19 protein-coding genes are annotated in these 19,185 nt (G+C 47.4%); 13 read left to right on the forward strand and 6 right to left on the reverse strand.

All coding sequences use genetic code 11. The annotated features are described in order from the left end of the window. The first annotated feature begins 63 nt into the window (after positions 1-63). The 12 genes from GA520_RS13230 to GA520_RS13285 all read left to right on the forward strand — a co-directional run bounded on the left by GA520_RS13230 (position 64) and on the right by GA520_RS13285 (position 13,384). Positions 64-3,123: an FAD-dependent oxidoreductase gene (locus GA520_RS13230; protein ID WP_163338436.1), complete on the forward strand. Its 3,060-nt coding sequence runs from the start codon at positions 64-66 to the stop codon at positions 3,121-3,123. After that, complete coding sequence (locus tag GA520_RS13235) at positions 3,123-3,563, forward strand: hydrogenase iron-sulfur subunit (RefSeq protein WP_163338435.1); 441 nt, start codon at positions 3,123-3,125, stop codon at positions 3,561-3,563. The genes GA520_RS13230 and GA520_RS13235 overlap by 1 nt, the downstream gene beginning before the upstream one ends. A gap of 34 nt (positions 3,564-3,597) precedes the next feature. After that, the gene (locus GA520_RS13240; RefSeq protein WP_163338434.1) at positions 3,598-4,266 is read left to right on the forward strand and encodes a methylenetetrahydrofolate reductase C-terminal domain-containing protein; all 669 of its coding nucleotides are present in this window, start codon (positions 3,598-3,600) and stop codon (positions 4,264-4,266) included. Beyond that, entirely contained in the window at positions 4,263-5,189 is a 927-nt protein-coding gene (locus GA520_RS13245) for a methylenetetrahydrofolate reductase (protein WP_163338433.1), read from the forward strand. Before GA520_RS13240 ends, GA520_RS13245 begins: the two co-directional genes overlap by 4 nt. A gap of 168 nt (positions 5,190-5,357) precedes the next feature. Next, the gene (locus GA520_RS13250; RefSeq protein ID WP_163338432.1) at positions 5,358-5,741 is read left to right on the forward strand and encodes a PleD family two-component system response regulator; all 384 of its coding nucleotides are present in this window, start codon (positions 5,358-5,360) and stop codon (positions 5,739-5,741) included. A gap of 220 nt (positions 5,742-5,961) precedes the next feature. Then, positions 5,962-6,489, forward strand: coding sequence for a hypothetical protein (locus tag GA520_RS13255; protein WP_163338431.1), 528 nt, complete (start codon positions 5,962-5,964; stop codon positions 6,487-6,489). 37 nt (positions 6,490-6,526) lie between these two features. Further along, the gene (locus tag GA520_RS13260; protein ID WP_163338430.1) at positions 6,527-7,024 is read left to right on the forward strand and encodes a hypothetical protein; all 498 of its coding nucleotides are present in this window, start codon (positions 6,527-6,529) and stop codon (positions 7,022-7,024) included. Between the two features lie 64 nt (positions 7,025-7,088). Next, a complete protein-coding gene (locus tag GA520_RS13265) occupies positions 7,089-8,615 on the forward strand; it encodes a PAS domain S-box protein (RefSeq protein WP_163338429.1) in 1,527 nt (508 codons plus the stop codon). 277 nt (positions 8,616-8,892) lie between these two features. Beyond that, complete coding sequence (locus tag GA520_RS13270; protein ID WP_163338428.1) at positions 8,893-10,614, forward strand: 4Fe-4S dicluster domain-containing protein; 1,722 nt, start codon at positions 8,893-8,895, stop codon at positions 10,612-10,614. After that, positions 10,611-11,546 carry a CoB--CoM heterodisulfide reductase iron-sulfur subunit B family protein gene (locus tag GA520_RS13275; RefSeq protein WP_163338427.1) on the forward strand — a complete coding sequence of 312 codons (936 nt, stop codon included), beginning with the start codon at positions 10,611-10,613 and terminating at the stop codon, positions 11,544-11,546. Before GA520_RS13270 ends, GA520_RS13275 begins: the two co-directional genes overlap by 4 nt. Before the next feature lie 175 nt (positions 11,547-11,721). Then, the gene (locus GA520_RS13280) at positions 11,722-12,480 is read left to right on the forward strand and encodes an AAA family ATPase (protein ID WP_163338426.1); all 759 of its coding nucleotides are present in this window, start codon (positions 11,722-11,724) and stop codon (positions 12,478-12,480) included. A gap of 175 nt (positions 12,481-12,655) precedes the next feature. Beyond that, positions 12,656-13,384: a phosphohydrolase gene (locus GA520_RS13285; RefSeq protein WP_163338425.1), complete on the forward strand. Its 729-nt coding sequence runs from the start codon at positions 12,656-12,658 to the stop codon at positions 13,382-13,384. A gap of 22 nt (positions 13,385-13,406) precedes the next feature. Here GA520_RS13285 and GA520_RS13290 read toward each other — a convergent pair whose 3' ends face one another. Then, on the reverse strand, positions 13,407-13,994 hold the full coding sequence (locus GA520_RS13290) for a DUF4388 domain-containing protein (RefSeq protein ID WP_163338424.1): 588 nt from the start codon (positions 13,992-13,994) through the stop codon (positions 13,407-13,409). Further along, the gene (locus GA520_RS13295) at positions 13,991-15,091 is read right to left on the reverse strand and encodes a cache and HAMP domain-containing protein (RefSeq protein ID WP_163338423.1); all 1,101 of its coding nucleotides are present in this window, start codon (positions 15,089-15,091) and stop codon (positions 13,991-13,993) included. The genes GA520_RS13290 and GA520_RS13295 overlap by 4 nt, the downstream gene beginning before the upstream one ends. Positions 15,092-15,450: 359 nt before the next feature. Between GA520_RS13295 and GA520_RS13300 the strand changes: the two genes are divergently transcribed. Next, positions 15,451-16,989 carry a sensor domain-containing diguanylate cyclase gene (locus tag GA520_RS13300; RefSeq protein WP_163338422.1) on the forward strand — a complete coding sequence of 513 codons (1,539 nt, stop codon included), beginning with the start codon at positions 15,451-15,453 and terminating at the stop codon, positions 16,987-16,989. A gap of 22 nt (positions 16,990-17,011) precedes the next feature. On the opposite strand, the gene GA520_RS13305 is transcribed toward GA520_RS13300, so the two are convergent. From GA520_RS13305 to GA520_RS13320, 4 genes are all read right to left on the reverse strand, one after another. Next, positions 17,012-17,998 (reverse strand): MDR family oxidoreductase, encoded by a 987-nt coding sequence (locus tag GA520_RS13305; protein ID WP_163338474.1) that lies wholly within the window; start codon positions 17,996-17,998, stop codon positions 17,012-17,014. 122 nt (positions 17,999-18,120) lie between these two features. After that, complete coding sequence (locus tag GA520_RS13310) at positions 18,121-18,291, reverse strand: hydrogenase maturation nickel metallochaperone HypA (protein WP_163338421.1); 171 nt, start codon at positions 18,289-18,291, stop codon at positions 18,121-18,123. Between the two features lie 198 nt (positions 18,292-18,489). Further along, positions 18,490-18,660 (reverse strand): histidine kinase, encoded by a 171-nt coding sequence (locus tag GA520_RS13315; protein ID WP_163338420.1) that lies wholly within the window; start codon positions 18,658-18,660, stop codon positions 18,490-18,492. A 23-nt stretch (positions 18,661-18,683) separates the two neighbouring features. After that, positions 18,684-19,112: a hypothetical protein gene (locus GA520_RS13320; protein ID WP_163338419.1), complete on the reverse strand. Its 429-nt coding sequence runs from the start codon at positions 19,110-19,112 to the stop codon at positions 18,684-18,686. Positions 19,113-19,185 lie beyond the last annotated feature (73 nt).

Raw genomic sequence — 19,185 nt, forward strand, 5'->3', positions numbered from 1 at the left:
TCAGTAAGGAACAACCGATTGTATCGTTTGACCCTGCTGAACCTGCGTAAATAAAGGGTAGAAATGCAGAATACAAAAAGACTCCAAACCAACGACAAGGTACTTGTTATAGGCGGAGGTCTCGGGGGTATAAGGACGGCTCTAGATCTGGCAGAAGCAGAAAAAGACGTCATCCTGGTCGACAAGGCACCCGCGATTGGCGGCTTGATGACACAGCTCGACCGTACCTTCCCAACCAATAACTGCGATCTGTGTACGCTCGCGCCCAATCTCTCAGAGAGTGGACGCCAGCAGCATATCCAGTTACTGGCTATGACTGAAGTACTAGGCGTAAATGGGGACAAGGGTAATTTTACAGCCCGTCTCAAAACAGTCCCCCGTTATATAAACCTCGATAAATGTACGGCCTGCGGTGAATGCCACAAGGCGTTTCCCGAATGTGTCCGGTTTAACCCCGGACTTGATCATCGGGCGCCTACCTGTATGCGTTATCCTCAGGCAACCCCTCAGGCATTTTCCATCGACCTTGACAAATGTAAGGACGTGGAAGCGCTTATGAAGATCTGTCCGGCAGGTGCTATCAACCCTGACGATATGGGCTTTGACAGAGAGGTCAAGTGCAGCTCCATCGTACTGTCCCCAGGAGCCCAGGTCTTTGACCCGAGCGGTCTGGACTATCTGGGCTACGACACCATGCCCGACGTGGTGACATCACTGGAATATGAACGGATCCTTTCCGCTTCCGGACCAACCATGGGAAAGTTGGTTCGTCCCTCAAACGGCGAACAGCCCAAAAAGGTTGCCTGGCTGCAATGTATTGGCTCCAGAGGGTTGCAAAAAGGTGCCGGACCATACTGTTCAAGCGCCTGCTGTATGTTCGCCTTGAAAGAGGCCATGGTCACCCGTGAACGTTTCGGTGATGATATCGAGACAACCATCTTTTATATGGACATGCGGACATTCGGGAAAGATTACGAAATGTATCTGCAGCGCGCCCAAAAGGAATTCGGTGTCAACCTGATCCATGCACGTCCTCATAGTATCACTCAGCCCGAAGGTGAAACCCAGCTTGAGCTGACCTATACCAACGACGGCACCGTCAAGCAGATTATTGAAAAATTTGACATGGTCGTGCTCTCCACCGGCTTCAAGGTGGCGGAAGACACCAAAAAGCTTGCTGCCGAACTTGGCCTTGAGATGCACGCAGACAGCTTCCCTGTCACGGATGGTTTTAATGCCCAGGCGACCTCGGTTCCAGGTGTTTATGTCAGCGGCCTCTTCGAGAGTCCGAAAGATATTCCCGAAACCATGGTCCAGGCCAGCGCGGCCGCCTGTCTTGCAGGAGCGGACATTGTGCCCATCGAGATAGAGCACAGCGATGATGATGAAGAAGCCATTTTGGAGGAACCTGTCAGGGAGCGCGATGTCTCCGGTGAAGAACCCAAGGTGGGTGTCTTTATCTGTGACTGTGGCGAAAATATCGGTAACGCTGTCGATGTTGAAGCTCTCGCCGAATATACCTTGACACTTGGCAATGTTGCTGTTGCCAAGGCGCTTGGTCACGGTTGTGCCCGTGAATCGATGAAATTCATGAAAGAAGCGATCGTAGAAGAGCAGTTGAACCGGATAGTTATTGGTGGCTGCTCACCTCGTACCCACCAGGAAAAATTTCAGGATATGCTGAAAGAAGCAGGCCTGAACAAGTATCTGCTGGAGATTGCCAACATTCGTGAACAGGCTACCTGGGTCCACCCTAACGAGCCGGAAAAGGCGACCACCAAGGCCAAGGAATTGATCAAAATGAGCGTCGGTGCTGTCTTACAGGCCCAACCGCTTATCGATCACAGCCTGCCGATGAACAAGGACGTCCTGGTTATTGGTGGTGGCGTTACTGGTATGACATCCGCCCTTGAGCTCGCCCGCCAGGGATCTAAAGTGTATCTGGTCGAACAAACTGCCGAACTTGGCGGTAATGCCCGAAACCTGCTCAAAACCATTGAAGGAGATGACGTCCCGACCTTTCTTGCCTCTCTGGTTGAACAAGTAAAAGAGAGTGAGAACATCGAGGTCATCACCGGCGGCATTATCGTTGATCACTCCGGTATGCCGGGCATGTTCAAGACTGGCATGCAGGTTGGTAAACAACTCATGTATCGTCAGATAGAGCATGGTGTCACCATCCTGGCGACAGGCGCCAAGGCGAACCGCCCTGATTCCTATCTGCTTGGCCAAAGTGATAAAGTCGGCAACCAGCTTGATCTTGCCCGAGCCATTGCCGAGAAAAGTGATGACGTAAAGAAGTGGGACAACGTCGTCATGATCCAGTGTGTCGGTTCCAGGGTTGAGGATAATCCCAACTGTTCACGTATCTGCTGCCAGGCTGCAGTCAAGAATGCCCTGGCCCTGCTTAAGGTGACCCCGGAAGCACGCGTCTTTATTCTGTATCGTGACATGCGAACATACGGACGCCAGGAAGAGTACTATCAGGAAGCACGAAGTAAAGGTGTTATCTTCGTCAGGTATACGACGGATAATCCACCCACTGTCGAAGAGGTCAACGGTTTGATCGATGTCAGCTATGATGATCCTATCATTGGCGCGCGGGTCACAATAAGCTCTGATTATCTCGCACTTTCCACCGGCCTCATTGCCGATCATGACGGAACCGAGGAACTTGCAAAAATCTTCAAACTGCCTCTCACCCACGACGGCTACTTCATGGAAGATCACATTAAGCTGAGACCGGTCGACATGCCGGTTCCTGGTGTTTATGTGGCCGGTGCTGCTCATTCACCCAAGCTTATCCGTGAGAGTTTGTCACAGGCAAGGGCCGTTGCCTCCAGAGCAGCCACTATGCTGGCACGTGACGAAATAAACCTCGGTGCACGCGTGGCACGAGTCGATAAGAACAAATGTGCTACCTGTCTCATATGTGTCAGGGCATGTCCTTTCGATATCCCTTTTATCAACGCAGACAGATACTCAGAAATCGACCCGGCCAAGTGCCACGGATGCGGCGCCTGTGTCTCCGAATGTCCTGCAAAGGCAATCCAGCTCATGGAATTTGAAGATGACAGGATACTCGCCAAACTCGAGGAACTTTTTGACAAGGTGGAGGCATAATGGAAAATTTTGAACCGGTAATCGTGGCCTTTTGCTGCCACTACTGCGCATATACCGCAGCGGATATGGCAGGCTCCCAGAGAATTGCCTATCCATCTAACGTGAAGATCATTCGTGTCCCCTGCTCCTGCAAGGTCGACGCCCTGCATCTAGTTAAAGCCTTTGAAAAGGGAGCCGACGGTGCCTATGTCGCCGGTTGCTTAAAAGGTGACTGTCACTTCAAGGAAGGAAACGACAAGGCCGCTAAACGGGTCAAGTTTGTTAAAAAGTACCTTGAAGAAATAGGCATTGAAAGCGAGAGGCTTGAGATGTTCAGAATGTCCGCAGGAATGGGCTTCCAGTTTGCCCAAACCGCTAAGGACATGACCGAGAAGATTCGCGAACTCGGCCCGAGTCCGATAAATATTGCCATTTCCCAAGCCAAGGGAAAGGCAGCGTGATATGGGTAAAAACCAAGAAGGAGAGTGAATTACAATGATCACTGCTGAACGAAAACCCCTAGAAGAAATAATGGAATATATCGCACCATACAACCGGATTCTTCTTCTCGGCTGTAACGAGTGCGTCACCGTCTGTGCAGCCGGTGGCCGAAAGGAAGTCGGCCTGCTCGCTTCCGGACTGCAAATGGCGATGTTAAAACAGGGTAAATCAATTGAGATCAAGGAACATACCCTTGAGCGTCAATGTGACCCGGAATATGTCGAAGAAATCGTCTCCATGATCGGCGGTGCAGATGCGGTCCTGTCCATGGCCTGTGGCTGTGGCGTCCAGACACTCGCATCCAGATACAGGGATATGCCTGTCTTCCCTGCTGTTAACACCAAGTTCATGGGCGCCTCTGAAAAACAGGGTGTCTGGGGTGAAAGATGCCACGGTTGCGGTAACTGCGTACTCGGCGAGACCGGAGGAATCTGCCCTATCGCCCGCTGTGCCAAGCGTATCATGAACGGTCCCTGCGGCGGCTCCACAACGGGTAAATGCGAGATTGATGAAAATGTCGATTGCGCATGGCAACTCATCTGGGACAGGTTAAAAGATCTCGGCCAGACGGATAAGTACCTGCAGATAAATGAGGCGAAAGACTGGCGTACAGGAACCGGTGGTGGACCCCGTAAGATTATCAGAGAGGATTTGGCAGAATGAAAACCGACAGCAAGTTAGAAAAGATACTAGCCGCAGGCCATCTCGCAGTAACCGGTGAGTGTGGCCCTCCAAGGGGAGCCAATGGCGACAAAGTGCGCGAGAAGGCAAAATATTTAGAAGGCATCGTCGATGCTGTTAATATCACCGACAACCAGACCGCCATGGTGCGTATGTCCAGTTTCGGGGCCTCCGTAATTGTCAAGGATATGGGACTTAATCCGCTGCTGCAAATGGTTACCCGCGACCGGAATCGTCTTGCCATGCAGGCGGATATACTCGGTGCCTACTCCATGGGCATTGACACCATGCTCTGCCTCTCCGGTGACCATACCAAGTTTGGCGACCACCCGATGGCAGCAAACGTGCATGACATTGACTCAATCCAGCTAATTCAGATGGTCAAGAAAATGCGAGATGAAGGAACATTTCAGGGCGGCGCCGAAATAAAAGGCGGTGTACCTAAGATGTTCATTGGTGCAGCGGCCAACCCGTTTGCCGACCCTTTTGAACTCCGTGTCATGCGACTTGCTAAGAAAATTAACGCCGGGGCCGATTTTATCCAAACCCAGTGTATTTTCAATATCCCCAAATTCGAAAAATGGATGGAAGGCGTTCGTGAGATGGGCCTGCACAAGAAGACCTACATCATGGCAGGTATCACCCCTATGAAATCTGTTGGTGCTGCCCGCTATATGGCCACCAAGGTTCCCGGTATGGATGTACCTCAGGAACTGGTTGACCGTATGGGCTCTGTACCTAAGGAAGAACAACCGGAAGAAGGTGTTAAAATCTGTATTGAGGCGATTGAAAGGCTTAAACAGGTTGAGGGTGTTGCAGGCTTCCATATCATGGCCATCGACTGGGAGGAAAAGGTCGAAGAAATCTGCGAACGTGCAGGCCTGCTGCCACGTCCTCAGGTTTAGGGTAAGAACCGTTTGTGTCATTAACCCGAATATGTGTTTTTTTTATCGGAACCGGTTGCAAGGTTCCGATAAAAATCAAGCAAGCATCAAATTTATTGGACGAAAAATCAATTTTTTATGATAAGGTGCATAGAAGTTAATTAACCCTTGTGCTAGGAGGAAGTACACGTGAGCGATAAGCAACTGATACTGGTCGTAGATGACGATACGGATCTCGTGGAAATGGTCTCCATGAAGCTGGAAAGCGAAAATTTCAGAATTGCCAAGGCATATGACGGACTCGAGGCAATGGACAGGATTAAGGAAGAACGTCCGGCCCTGATCGTCCTCGATGTCATGATGCCAAGAAAAGATGGCTACACCCTTTGTGATGAACTGAAGGCTTCAGATGAATACAAAGACATCGTCATCATTCTTTTGACTGCCATCACCGAGGCCATCGGAACTACAAATTATACCCATATGGGTGGTAAAACGACTCTTGCTGACGACTTTATCCCCAAACCCATTGATCTCGATAAGCTGGTTGAAATTGTAAAAGACAGTATTTAGGGCTGAATCATGTCTCAAATGTTGCCAGACAGTGAGTTTCCCTTTCTGCCTCGGCAACATAATGAAGCCTTGTAGCACAATGAAACTAAAGGAGTTATTAGAGACACCTATAATGCTGCGGACGAGACATGAAAGAAGACTAATTATAATCCAGCTGTAATCGTAATAAACCGATTATCCTGATTTCGGGATAATCGGTTTATCATTTTCTACAAAATTTATGGGACAAGAGACAACAGAAAATTTCAGCCGTTTTCGACTGGGCGGCATAAAGCTGAGCGAAGAGTTGGCACTTTTTACATGCCGCTATGATCATGCACAGCAAGATCTTTTTTCACGGCTGCTGGACACGATTGCTTCCCAGCAGATCAATATTCACTATCTTTGTCACTCGTCAAACTCTGACACAGATGTTTCAACTCTCTGTGTCGCCACCGAAAACAGTCAGGAAGTGAAATACCTCTTACGTTCATTTGGCCAGAACAGGATACAACACATCCAGCAAACGGGAACACTTACCTTGTTCCCTCACCGTAGCAGTATTCGATTGATGCTCAATGTTTTGAAACTTTTTAAGCATAACGATCTAACGGTGTACGGCTTATGTACTTCTATTTCTGCCCTTACGCTGGTTATGAATTACATAGATCTGGACAGGAGTGTTGCCGTGCTTGAAGACATAGTCCATTTACCGGAGAATCATGCTCCTTTGCGCCAGGAATTCACCATCCGGCAAGTGTGTTTTTAGCGCATCCGTAAAAGGATGACAGACTCAGGAGATAGATTTGGAAACAATTGCCGTCTATTGGGAACCCATTGTCCGTGTCTACGGTTTTGACATCAAGGCCGACATATCCCTCCTGCACCTGAAATGCCCGACATACAGTATCGATACCTTTCTCAGCGATATTGAGCAACAGGCAGAAACGTCTCCCACATTTCTATTTTGTCAGCTCCAGCTTCACGCACCGGATATGGCCCATCTATACCTCGCCGCTTATCATGATCATATCTCCGACTACCGAAAAGGACTCGAAGCTAAAGGCATGAGAAATGACCTTATGCTCACAGCCTACTCACCAGTCGACCTGCTGTTCTTCCACGGTCCCCATTTTCAGGACCGCTTCGGGATTGCCAATAACGTTTTCAAGACCCTGGATCCCCTTGATATTACGGTGCATACAATTGGCTGTACCGGCACCTCGATTTACATCGTCACTGCAGGCGGTCAGGCGGAAAAAGCACGCGGAATGCTCACAGAGGCTTTTGCTGTACCATTGTAAAACGAATCAGAACACAATTGCTTGATTATGCAACCAGTGATTTACTCACTCTACAACAGATGATATGGAACAGTCCTTAATTGACCAGATAGACTGGCGAATCCGGGTATTCGATTCACTTTCATTCCCGACACTCGTTCTCAGCCGCGAAAGAAAAGTCATCGCTGCAAACACTGTTTTTCTTAAACGTTTCGGGACCAGCAAGGAGATGATTATTGGTCGCTCCTGCCAGGATGAGGAACTCGGCTTTATAAATTTTCATATCAAGGAATGTGACTCTGAACGGTGCCCTCACCATACAGCCCTTTCCACCGGTAAACCGCATTCCATACAGGTCCAGCGAACAAACGAGGAAGGTAAGACTGTCTGGGAAGAACGAGTTTTTTCTCCGATTATAGGCAAAGACAACAGTGTTGAGTACGTAATCGAGAGTATCCGTGATATCACCAAGGTAAAAAAGCTGGAGAAGAAGTACAGTGAGATGCGCGAACTGATTGATAAGGTCGTGCAAAGTTCAGTGAGTGGCATCATAGCTGCTGACAGAAAGGGCAATATCATACTGATGAATGAAGCAGCCGAAAAACTGTTTGGTTACACCATTTTCGATGCCAACCACATAAATATAGAGGACTTTTACCCACCTGGAGTGGCCAGGGAGATCATGCGGCTGCTTCGCGACGAAAATATTGGCGAAAGAGGTAAGTTGCCAAACAGCAAATTCACTATCGTTACCTCTGCCGGTGAACAGGTGCCTGTTGAAATGACGGCTGCCATTATCTATGAAGGCAATAAAGAGGCAGCTACCGCAGCTATCTTCAATGATCTGCGCGAAAAACAAGCCTTTGCAAAAAAACTGGAAGACGCTGAGGTTCAGCTTGTTCAATCGGAAAAACTGGCCTCAATCGGTCGGCTGGCTGCAGGTGTTGCCCATGAGATCAATAATCCCCTCACCTCCATCCTGATGTACGGCTCCATGCTCAGCGAACAACTTGATCCCGAACACCCCCTGGCTGAAAACCTCAAATATATTTTGGAAGACACAGGACGATGTACCGAAATAGTGAAAAACCTGCTCGCCTATAGTCGCCAGCAAAGCCCTTCACGCGCCGTTTTCTACCTTAATAACCTGGTCAACGAGAGTCTCGGTCTGATCCGTGACCAGAAACTATTCATGAACGTGGAAGTCATCAAAAATTTTGATGAACACCAGATCCTGGTCTTTGCGGATAAGAATCAGCTCTGCCAGGTCATTATCAACCTGTTGATGAACGCCTTTGACGCCATGGACGGAACCGGCACTCTAACACTGACAACGTACAGGAATACGAAAACAAATCGTGCATTTATAGAAATCAGCGACACCGGCACCGGGATTTCCGCCGAAGACCAGTTGAAAGTATTCGAACCGTTTTTTACCACCAAGCCTCTTGGTAAGGGGACAGGTCTTGGTTTGAGCATGGCCTATGGCATAATGCAGGAAAATGACGGCAATATTTCCATAAAAAAGACCGGACCAGAAGGTACAACCATCCTCCTTGAATTACCGGAAGAACCTGTAACTGACGAATTCCATTTCGTATCAATAGGTTGATTCAAAATAAAATCAGGACGATAAGGTTTTCCTCTCCTTAAAACGCAATTTTTGCATAAACAAATAATAAAAAAAATTTATGAGAGTTGTGGATTAAATAGACAATACCAGTTATAAATGTAGGTTGAATTGAGGGGATATTGAGAAAAATATATTCCATCACCAGTAAAGCAGGAAGGAGGTAAGTTCTACAGTCGATCGCATTTCGATCGTTCGTCCACAATCAAAGAAACAGCAGTCTGGCAAATCCATTAATTAGAGAGTAGAGAGAATCATTATGACTTTCAATGTACTTCTGGTCTTGTCTGTACTTATCTGTCTGGCAGGTGTGTTTATCCGCTGTAAGGGATGGTTTACCCAGACAATATTCCCATCTGCGCAACCGGCACCGCCTGGAGAAAGAGCATCCGCTGCTTTTAAAGGTGTGATCTCTACCCTTTTAAGCAATAAGCTCCTGACCATCATCAGCTCCTTTTTTAAAGATTTGTTATTCCAGCAACGGGTGTTCGATAAATCCTCGCTTCGCTGGACCGCACACACCTTGATCTTTTTCGGATTTATCTCCCTTCTCCTTATGCACGGCATGGAATCAATTTTCAGTGAGAAAATTTTCTCTGATTACATGCCGACCTTGAACCCATATCTCTTTCTCCGTAACCTCTTCGGGCTGATGGTTCTGGTAGGAGTTGGGCTGGCTGTTTATCGCCGTATCCTGTTCTCTTCCAAAAGACTTAAGAGTTACCCCAGCGACTGGATCGCCCTGATCCTCGTTGGAGGCGTCGCTCTCTCTGGTATGCTCTATGAAGGTACCCGGATCACCTCATACTCCGTATTTATGGAAATGGTAGACGAATACGGTGCATTCGAGGATGAAGAACTCGTCCAACTCGAATCATACTGGGTCGCGGCGAACGGTCTTGTATCTCCAAATGTTAAGACCCCTGTTGCTGCTGAGATGGTTGAACTTGGACGGGAAGCCAACTCCATGAGCTGTATAGAATGTCATACCGCAAACGGTTCTGCCTTTGCCAGCTTTACGTTACGCCCTGTAACCAGGATCGTTTCCGGGGTGATTGGCGACAGAGGCGCACTAGGCTTCTTCTGGCTGCTGCACATAGGCTTTTGCCTGACTCTTCTCGCCTGGCTGCCGTTCTCCAAGATGTTTCATATCATCGCTGCCCCGATCAACCTCTTTATTCGATCAATCATGGGGAAAGAGAGCGATGAGACCCTTAATGCACTCAACCGGCAGATGGTAGGACTTTCGGCATGTACCCATTGTGGTTCATGCTCAGTAGAATGCTCATCCTCCATGTTTTATGAGTCTTTCAACAACGATTTCATTCTGCCTTCTGAGAAGATCCAGTTTCTGAAAAATATCGCCGCCGGTGAGCAGATCGGCCCGGCAACCAGAAAGAAACTTCAGGAAGGACTTTACGTATGTACCAGTTGCGACAGGTGTACCGACATCTGCCCATCCGGCATAAACTTACGTGAAATATTCATTCAATCCAGGTATGCCCTTCTCGAAGGTGGTTCACCTGAAAAAGCGTTGCTCAGCCACTTCTCCTTTCCGTTGGCCCTGGCAAGATATAATGGCAACAACCACCTCGCTGCACTGAAAGCCGTCGAAGATCTTTTTAAAAAGACCTTCCAGAAACTCACCGACATTGTCCAGCCTATAAGTCTGGCTACGGAGAAAAAACTTGCCAATGTCAGTTACCAGAGTTGCTACTCCTGTCAACGCTGCACCAACATATGCCCTGTTGTCAGGAGTTACGACGATCCAGTTGCAAAACTCGATTTACTCCCCCATCAGCTCATTTTTATGCTTGGCATCGGCAACTCAAAATTGGCTATGGGCTCCCAGATGATCTGGAGCTGTTCGACCTGCTATCTTTGCCAGGAACATTGTCCGAACCAGGTGGAACTGACCGACATTTTTTATGGCCTGAAAAATGAAGCACTGAAAAAGATCGATTCAGGAGACCGTTCATGAGATACGCATTTTTCCAAGGTTGTAATATCCCAGCCAGAATTGAGCAATATGCACAGTCCACTGAGGCCGTAATGGCACTCTTTGGAGTCGAACTAAAAGAGATGAGGGACTTCAACTGTTGCGGATACCCGGTACGCAATGTAGACGAGAAGGCGTATATCCTCCCCTCAGTCAGGAATCTTGCCGTGGCAGAACAAGCCGGCCTTGATATCATGGTTATCTGCAACTGCTGTTTCCAGAGTCTGCAGAAGGCAAAAAACGTCCTTACCAAAAACCCGGAACTCGCCGCTGAATTGAATGTAGTCCTTGCCAAGGAGGGACTTAACTATAGTGGGAAATGTACAGTAAAACACTATCTCACAGTCCTGCATGATGATATAGGCACCGATACCATCAAAGAGAAGCTGACCAACAGATACACCGAACTTAATATTTCTGTACTGCATGGCTGTCATCTTCTGCGGCCCCGTGAGGTAACGGGCTTCGACGACTCATTTGTTCCTAAAATTACCGAAAACCTTATGCAGGTTGTCGGAGCCAACAGCCTTGACTGGCCAGGCAAGATGGAATGTTGCGGAGCAGCACTGGCCGGTATCAACGATGAGCTTTCCAACAGGCTGCTCATGGAAAAAATAGATGGTGCCGTGGGGGCAAACGCCGATTATATCACTCCAATCTGTTCATATTGCCATCTGCAGTTTGATACGGCGCAACTCAACATTAAGAGTGAAAATCCTGACATGAACAGTCTCCCCGTGCTACTGTTGCCCCAGCTCTTAGGATTGTGCCTCGGAATATCACCCGATCAACTCGGCTTAGCCAGCAACCAGACTATAGCCGAAGAGAATATATCGTCCCTGCAATCCCTGCTTGGCCCTCCGGTAGAAGAGAAGAAAAAACGAAGAAAAGCAAAGACCAAAGCAGCCGCCTGATAGCTGTACTCACACCAACATCACATCAAAGCCGCTTACAGTTCTGCTGAAGCGGCTTTTTTCTTTCAAAATATTCTAGAGTGGTTATATGTTAACGTGATAAAAAACCAGGATACCTTTAATATCCTTCCGCAATGCATATCCGGTTGCGGCTAATTACGAACATGGAGAAGATATGGGCAAAGTTATTGCGTTTGCAGGAAAGGGTGGTGTTGGTAAAACCACGGTAGCAACACTTGTCATTCGTCAACTTGCCAAGAGTGGCAAGACACCAATACTTGCAGTTGATGCTGACCCTAACAGTAATCTGGGCGAAACCATGGGTATCGAGGTTCCCACGACTATTGGTGATATTCGTGAGAATTATATGCGGGATCCGCAAGGTGTACCATCTGGAATGGACAAGATTAACTACCTGGAGACCCTTGTTGAGCAGACACTGATCGAACAAAAAGATTTCGACCTGCTGGTGATGGGACGCCAGGAAGGTCAGGGATGTTACTGTATGGTCAACAATATCCTGAATAATTTTACAGATCGGTTATCAGCCAACTATAAATATCTGGTTGTTGACAACGAAGCAGGGATGGAGCATCTCAGTCGCCGAACCTCAGGCAAGGTTGACACGCTCTACCTCGTTACCGACTACGCCCTCAGGGGACTACGAGCTGTTCGCAGAATCAATGATATGCTCAGCTCCCTCAAGCTTGATGTCAAAGAAATTGGAATTATTGTGACCCGCGCTCCGGAAACACTGGGAGACGCATTTATGAAGGAAGTGCAGGAGATTGGACTGCCAATTCTTGGTACCATCCCCCACGATCCCGCCCTGCTCGAGTTCGATATGGAAGCAAAATCCCTTATTGACCTGCCGGACGATTCTCTCGCAGTTACCGCCGTAGAGAAAATTTTGACAGAGAAAGTACCGGCCTGAGAGTACTTCCCTGAAAAACCTCTGCGTGAAAAATAAGGCGATACCGCTAATATGGTGTCGCCTTTTTCCTTTTTCTGAATATAACCTGTCCAGAATTGACCCAAGTCAAAGCACATCCGTTAAAGAGGTATTACTCTTTATTCATACTACCTAATATTTGCAGGAGGAGAATAGAATGCAATGCCCAGGACAGGATTCACAATATTGGAAAGATGACGCAATCTATGAGGTAGATTGCCCCAAATGTGGAAAGTCAGTTGAGTTTTATAAAGACGACACCACCCGCAAATGCAATCATTGTCAACATCGTTTTGTGAATCCCAAAATGGATTTCGGCTGCGCAGCATATTGCCAGTTTGCGGAGCAGTGCATTGGGGACTTGCCGGAAGAGTTCGTGGCCGGCCAGGAAAGTCTGTTAAAAGATAAAGTGGCAGTCGAAGCAAAACGCTTTTTCAAGACAGATTTCAGGCGAATCGCTCAGGTAGTGCGTGTCGCACGATATGTAGAACAACTTTCCAAAGACGAAGACGGCAACACTGCGGTTCTTCTCTGCAGCGCCTATATCCATGAAATGGCTGATTCCGTACAGGACGTAACAAAGCAGGATTATCAAGCATCCATCGAACTTGCCAACGAGGTACTTACACGACTCAAAGCCAGTGAACCGATGATAGATGCTGTTTGTGCCATGCTTGAACAGGCGGGCAAAGATACAATCCCTTCTGCAAATACAGAGCAGGCTATCCTGCACGACTCACGGACTCTTGCCAGGCTGGAGGAATCACTGAAAGGCGACTCCAATGAAAAAGAACTGGCATGTGTTGAGACTCCTGATGTGCTGTTAACAAAGAGTGGAAAGGAGTTGATGAAAGATCTTTTGAAAAAGATGGGAGTGCCTCAATAGGCACCCCCATCTGAATTGGCTATCAGCCTAGCTTTTTTTGGGCCTCATTTCTAAAACTGGCAGCCTGATCCGCTGAAGGAACTTCTGATGCCAATGCCTCAATGGCGGTGTTAAGATCCGGGGCCGTGTCGAGATGATCTTCACAGATAATAGCTGCCATCGGACCAATATAAACGGCCAGCAGATCCTCAAGTTTGTCTTTTTGATCCGGTGTTAATCCAGCACCGGCGCTTGAAGCTGTCGGTTCATCAGTTTTCTTAAGAGATGGTGCCTCGACAGTATCTGCTATTCCCTCCGCCTCCGTGCCCGAAGCCGCCGAGCGGAGAAAATCAATAATCTCAGGTGTGGGGGGAAGATCCATTGGCTTGGCATTTATAGGGCCCTCCTGAAATCGAAAACGCCCTGCCTTGATCTGCGTCATCAATTTCAGACCATCCCGTCCCCTCTTATTAAAAAAGTAGATGAAAACAATCTTACCGTCTTCCATCATCAACTGGGCGGAACGGTTCGCCTTGGTAGCTATGAAAAAAACACCTGTCTTTTGTGCACTACACAACTGCTCCAACTCATTGACAAGGTCCCTGAACGGTATATAGGTTTCTTCGCTCATGCTCTTCTCTTCCGAAGTCTGTCAAACGCCATTTGTAAACTCACGCCCATTCGTTCAATAGCCCGTGCAAGGGCGCCGATCTCATCTCCTCGACTGGTTTCATTGATCTCGGCACCAAGCTCACCCTTACTGATACTATCTGCAATAGCCGTAAGGTTCCGAATAGGTTTGGAAAGCCGGTTCGCAAGAATATAGCCAACAACCAAAACCACAACCAAGGTCAGCCCAAGTAAGGTCAACGCATATTGACGGGCCCTATCTGCCGCTTTGAAGGCTTCAGACACATCCTGCTGAACGATCATAGTCCAGCCAAGTAAGGTCTTATATTTATAGCCAATTATCGGCCTGCCTTCATTTTCAAAAATAAAATTGCTCGGAACAATTTTATCTCTGAACTTGAGCACAGGATGCTCCGACATATCCTGGAGTTCATTGGCAACTTTACCCTCCCCATGCGCTACCAATCGGTTCTGGTCGTCCACCAGAATAGCAAACCCTGTAGAACCAATTTTAGTTTTTGTTATGGTTGCCGATAATTCCTCAAGAGTCATTGCAATAGCCAGAACTCCGCCCAGTTTGTTACTCGACGAATGAACCGGATGTGAGAGGATATAGGCGGGTTTGCCGGAGGTCTTACCCATAAGGAGTTGCTGGCCGATATCCCGCCCCCCCATGACCTGTTTGAAATATTGCCTGTCTCCGTAATATGTTAAAGGTTTTCCATCACTGCGGCCAACATTCTCACCGTCTGGTCTTACAGTAAAGGCAAGGTAGACCCATTCATAGGTGTTCGCTACTGCTTTAAGGATCGGGTTCTGGGAATCGGAAGACATGGATTGCATGCCGGGAAGTTGCGCATTTTGTTTTAACAATCTCAGGTTCATCGAAGTCCAGTCATCGACTTTCCCTGCAAGACTTTGGGTATCCCTGACCATGGAATTGTAAATGGATTCTTCCCAATCCACCCTGGCCTTCTCAATACTGATATACCAGAGACCACCAAGCGGGATAATGGATATTATCAACATACCGAACAATATCTGGTAAAGGATAGTAAAACCTTTTGTTCCGTCGTCCTTACCTGCCTTATCTGCCATTTTTTATTACTCCCTCTGTTTCCTGTTAGTTATAAGGGTGGCCAAGGTCTTCCTTCAAGCCAATGTTGAAACCTTGTTTCCAAATAGTACCCGGTCTAGCTTCCCGCCATTACCTGGAGTGCAGGATATCACACCATTTCCTTCAAAGATTAGCCAAAAAACTCTACAACATCAACGATTTTCAACATAAACTTTACTTTAAATACCTTGATTCATCACTTGACTCGATTTCATCTCACAAGGCAGCTTTTAACAAGTGGTCTTCTCTTCAAGTTTTTATTGACTTTCCCCTTCTAAGGACCTCAAATACTAGAATAGCCATCCATAAATCCCAATCGATATATCATAATTTAGAGTCTATGCTGAACCTCCCGGGCCGGATATTCACCAGACTGATCATCAACCGAGATCAGAACTTCCTGGATAAAGAGATAGAAAACAGGTTTCGCCATTATACCGCTTTTTGTATGGCCGGTATGCCGATCATGCTCATTTTCGGTTTTAGCAGCCTGATGAAAGAAAACTTTTTCCTGGCGGCGGTTATAGTAACTTGCTTCATAGGGCTTTTTACCGGTTGGTTCTTGCTATATAAGTGCATCAGCGGCAATGGAGTTTTCCGCTTCAATTCTCTTCTGTTTTTCGCACTCGTCATTTTTCTGGTATATATCGGAGGCGAAGAGGGCTCTAAAAGTCTCTGGGTCTTTACGGCCCCCCTGGCTGCTTTTTTTCTTCTCGGCACAATAGAGGGAGCAATCTGGTGCACCATAACCATACTGTTATGCCAATTGATATTCTGGAACCCTTTTGGTCTTCCCCTGCCTCATCCCTACTCGAACTCTTTTGCCATCAGGTTCAACCTCGCCTATATCTCTATCTCCGTCATCACCTATTCATTCGAATATTTCAGACACACTTATCGATTGGAAATAGAAAAGAAAAACAGGATGCTCGAACGGGAAATAAGGGGACGAAAAGAATATGAAAAGGCACTGAAAAAAAGTGAAGAGCAGTACAAAACTGTATTCAGCCAGGCCGCAGAGGGCATCATGGTGATAGACCCAGACGGCCACATACTTGAATCAAACCAGCAGATGGAAAACTCATTGGGTATGCCCCCCTCAGCTCTTCCAGGCCAGAACATCCTCAACCTTATCCATCCCGACGATCTTAAGAATCAACCATCACAAATTCCTTTTATGATCGCAGGCCACATCATTGTCATTGAACGACAACTGAGAACAGCCGAAGGAAGTTATAGGTTTTTTGAAATAAGCGGTAACAAAATTGGGGAGAATACAATTCTTCTTGTCTGCCGTGATATTTCAAAACGAAAGACGGCCGAAATTGCGCTTGAGAAAGCAAACCTTGAGTTGGAACGAATTGCCAATATCGATGGTCTCACCCAGATAGCAAACCGGCGACGTTTTGATCTTCGGTTACAACGCGAATGGAAACGTCTGTTGCGGGAAGATCAACCCCTCACACTTATCATCTCAGACATAGACTATTTTAAGCAGTACAATGACTTATATGGTCACCAGGAAGGTGACACCTGCCTGATCACCATTGCCAGCATTCTTGATTCAACGCTCCAAAGACCAGCCGATCTCGCTGCCCGATTCGGGGGAGAGGAATTTGTTATCCTTCTTCCCAATACAACTATCGAGGGAGGTGTAGGAAAAGCCGAGGAGATGCGAAAGAGAATTGTTGAACTACGCATCCCCCATAATGGCTCAATCGTCGGACCCTACGTGACCATGAGTTTTGGAGTCAGCTCTACTGTTCCATTTAAACAAGGCATACCGGACGATCTCATCGCCATGGCTGATAAAGCACTGTATCAAGCAAAACAGAATGGCAGAAACCGGGTAGAGATCAGCGAACAGTTTATTTTGTAATCCGGTATCCCCTTCGGCGCTGTTAAACCTTTACAACGGTGCGGCCACGCACCCTTCCTTCCAGGATAGCTGCAGCTTCTGCTGGCACATCCTCCAAACCTATCTCACGGGTAAGGCCAGCTAGTCTTTCAAAATCCAGGTCTGATACGATCCGTTTGTATGCCTCTTCACGCTTGGCGAGTGACGCCATAACCGAGTCGACCCCACATAACGTGACGCCTCTTAAAATAAATGGCGCAACCGAGGTAGGCAACGACATCGACTCAGCAAGTCCGCAAGCTGCAACGGCCGCTCCGTATTTCATCTGGCTGATGACGTTTGCAAGAGTATTCCCCCCAGCCACATCGATAGCACCCGCCCATAACTCCTTACCTAAAGGACGCGCTTTCTCACTGTATGGTTGCCTCTCTATAACATCAGCCGCCCCAAGATCTTTCAGATAGTCTGCTTCAGCCATCCTGCCTGTGAGTGCAACCACGCGGTAGCCGAGCTTTGATAAAATGAGAACTGCAACCGAACCCACTCCACCAGCAGCTCCTGTGACCAGGATATCACCGCTATCCGGCGTAATACCTTGTTTTTCCAGGGCCATAACACAGAGCATAGAAGTGTAGCCGGCAGTACCGACTGCCATTGCATGCCAGGTCGATAACCCCTCAGGCAAACCCACCAACCAGTCACCTCTAACTCTCGCTTTTTCTGCAAACCCGCCGCTATGCACCTCGCCAACACCAAACCCGTTCAGTACAACCTTATCTCCGGAGGAAAACGATGCATGAGTCGACTCAGTCACCGTACCGGCAAAATCAATTCCCGGTGTGAGAGGAAAACGCCGAACCACAGGAACCTTACCGGTCATGGCCAGGCCATCCTTATAATTCAAAGCGGAATACTCAACACGGACTGTTACATCTCCTTCCATGAGATCGTCATCGGTCAAATCCTTCAGTTCAACCTTTTGTCCATCTTCCGTTTTATTAACCTGGAAACCACGAAACGTCTCGGACATCATTTCTCTCCATTTGCTATAGAAATAAAAAAAATCACCCAAAAAAATACCCTGCCAGCCAGAAATTATTACGGCTGTACAGGGTATCAATCAGTAACTACCTGAATAATCAGGTTCACGTATTACGCCTTTGCTGTTTTGGGATCAACAGCGACTCCGCAATCAGGGCATTTAGCGGTTTTCTCCGTTTCATCGGAAAAAATTCCAAACTCGGTACCGCAGGCCGGGCACTTCAATTTCACTTCAGCAAGAGACTTGTTACTTTCAAAACCGGGACAATGTTCGTTTGTCATGACTCACTCCTCCACTTGAGTTAATACTTCGTATAGAGCAATCGGATCCATCTGGAACACCTTCATCTTCCCTATCAATGACTCAACATCATCTTCTATTATAAGGATCAGTTAAAAAAATGCCAGATGTTGGATATAATTCCGAGGGTTTGGAGTAAAAACAGGGCTAAATAGCCAGAGTTGGGGGATAGAACGATTTTATCCGGATAAGCGTTTCAACTCGACTTCAAGTTCCGCTTTTTCATCTTCTCGTTCAAATAGTTCTCTCATGATGTGCGGTTTAACTGAATGAGCAGGCATACGGCCTTTCACGTCCAGGATCTCTTCTTCGAGTTTTTCAATTCTTTCTTTTATTTCCTGTCGGGTCATGAAAATCAAATATCGAGATGTACTCAACTCATGTGCTCAGTTTTTTCGAGCGCCGCCAGTTCTTTTTCAATACTTTTCAGTTCACCAGGCATGGGAGCCCGTCTTGATATTGAGTAGAGAACGACTTCCCCAAGTTTGCCGCTGCGGGTAAACACAACAATCTCAAATTCACCTGAAGAGGCTCCAAGTTCCTCCACCCAAAGCACTTTCTCCATCTCAAGATTGAAGTCGCTACAGATTCTTTTTACAAACTTTTCAGGTTTAGCTGAAATAGACATTCCCAGACCTGTTTCAGCATAAATGCAGATATATGGCTTGAGAGGCTCCACCCCCGATACATTATCACGGACATCAAATATTTTCAGATGATACGAACCTGGAAACCAGGCAACTGGTTCCTGATCGTCTGTTTTCTTCCCATCCCAACTATAGATGTCCGCATAAATTATCATATTGGCGTGACCTCAACTGTCCCTGGCGACACTGGAAAAGAGTGTGCAATACTGTTAGCTCTTTTCCAGTGTA

Source organism: Desulfopila sp. IMCC35008 (genome assembly GCF_010646885.2).
In the GTDB taxonomy this organism is placed as follows: domain Bacteria; phylum Desulfobacterota; class Desulfobulbia; order Desulfobulbales; family Desulfocapsaceae; genus Desulfopila.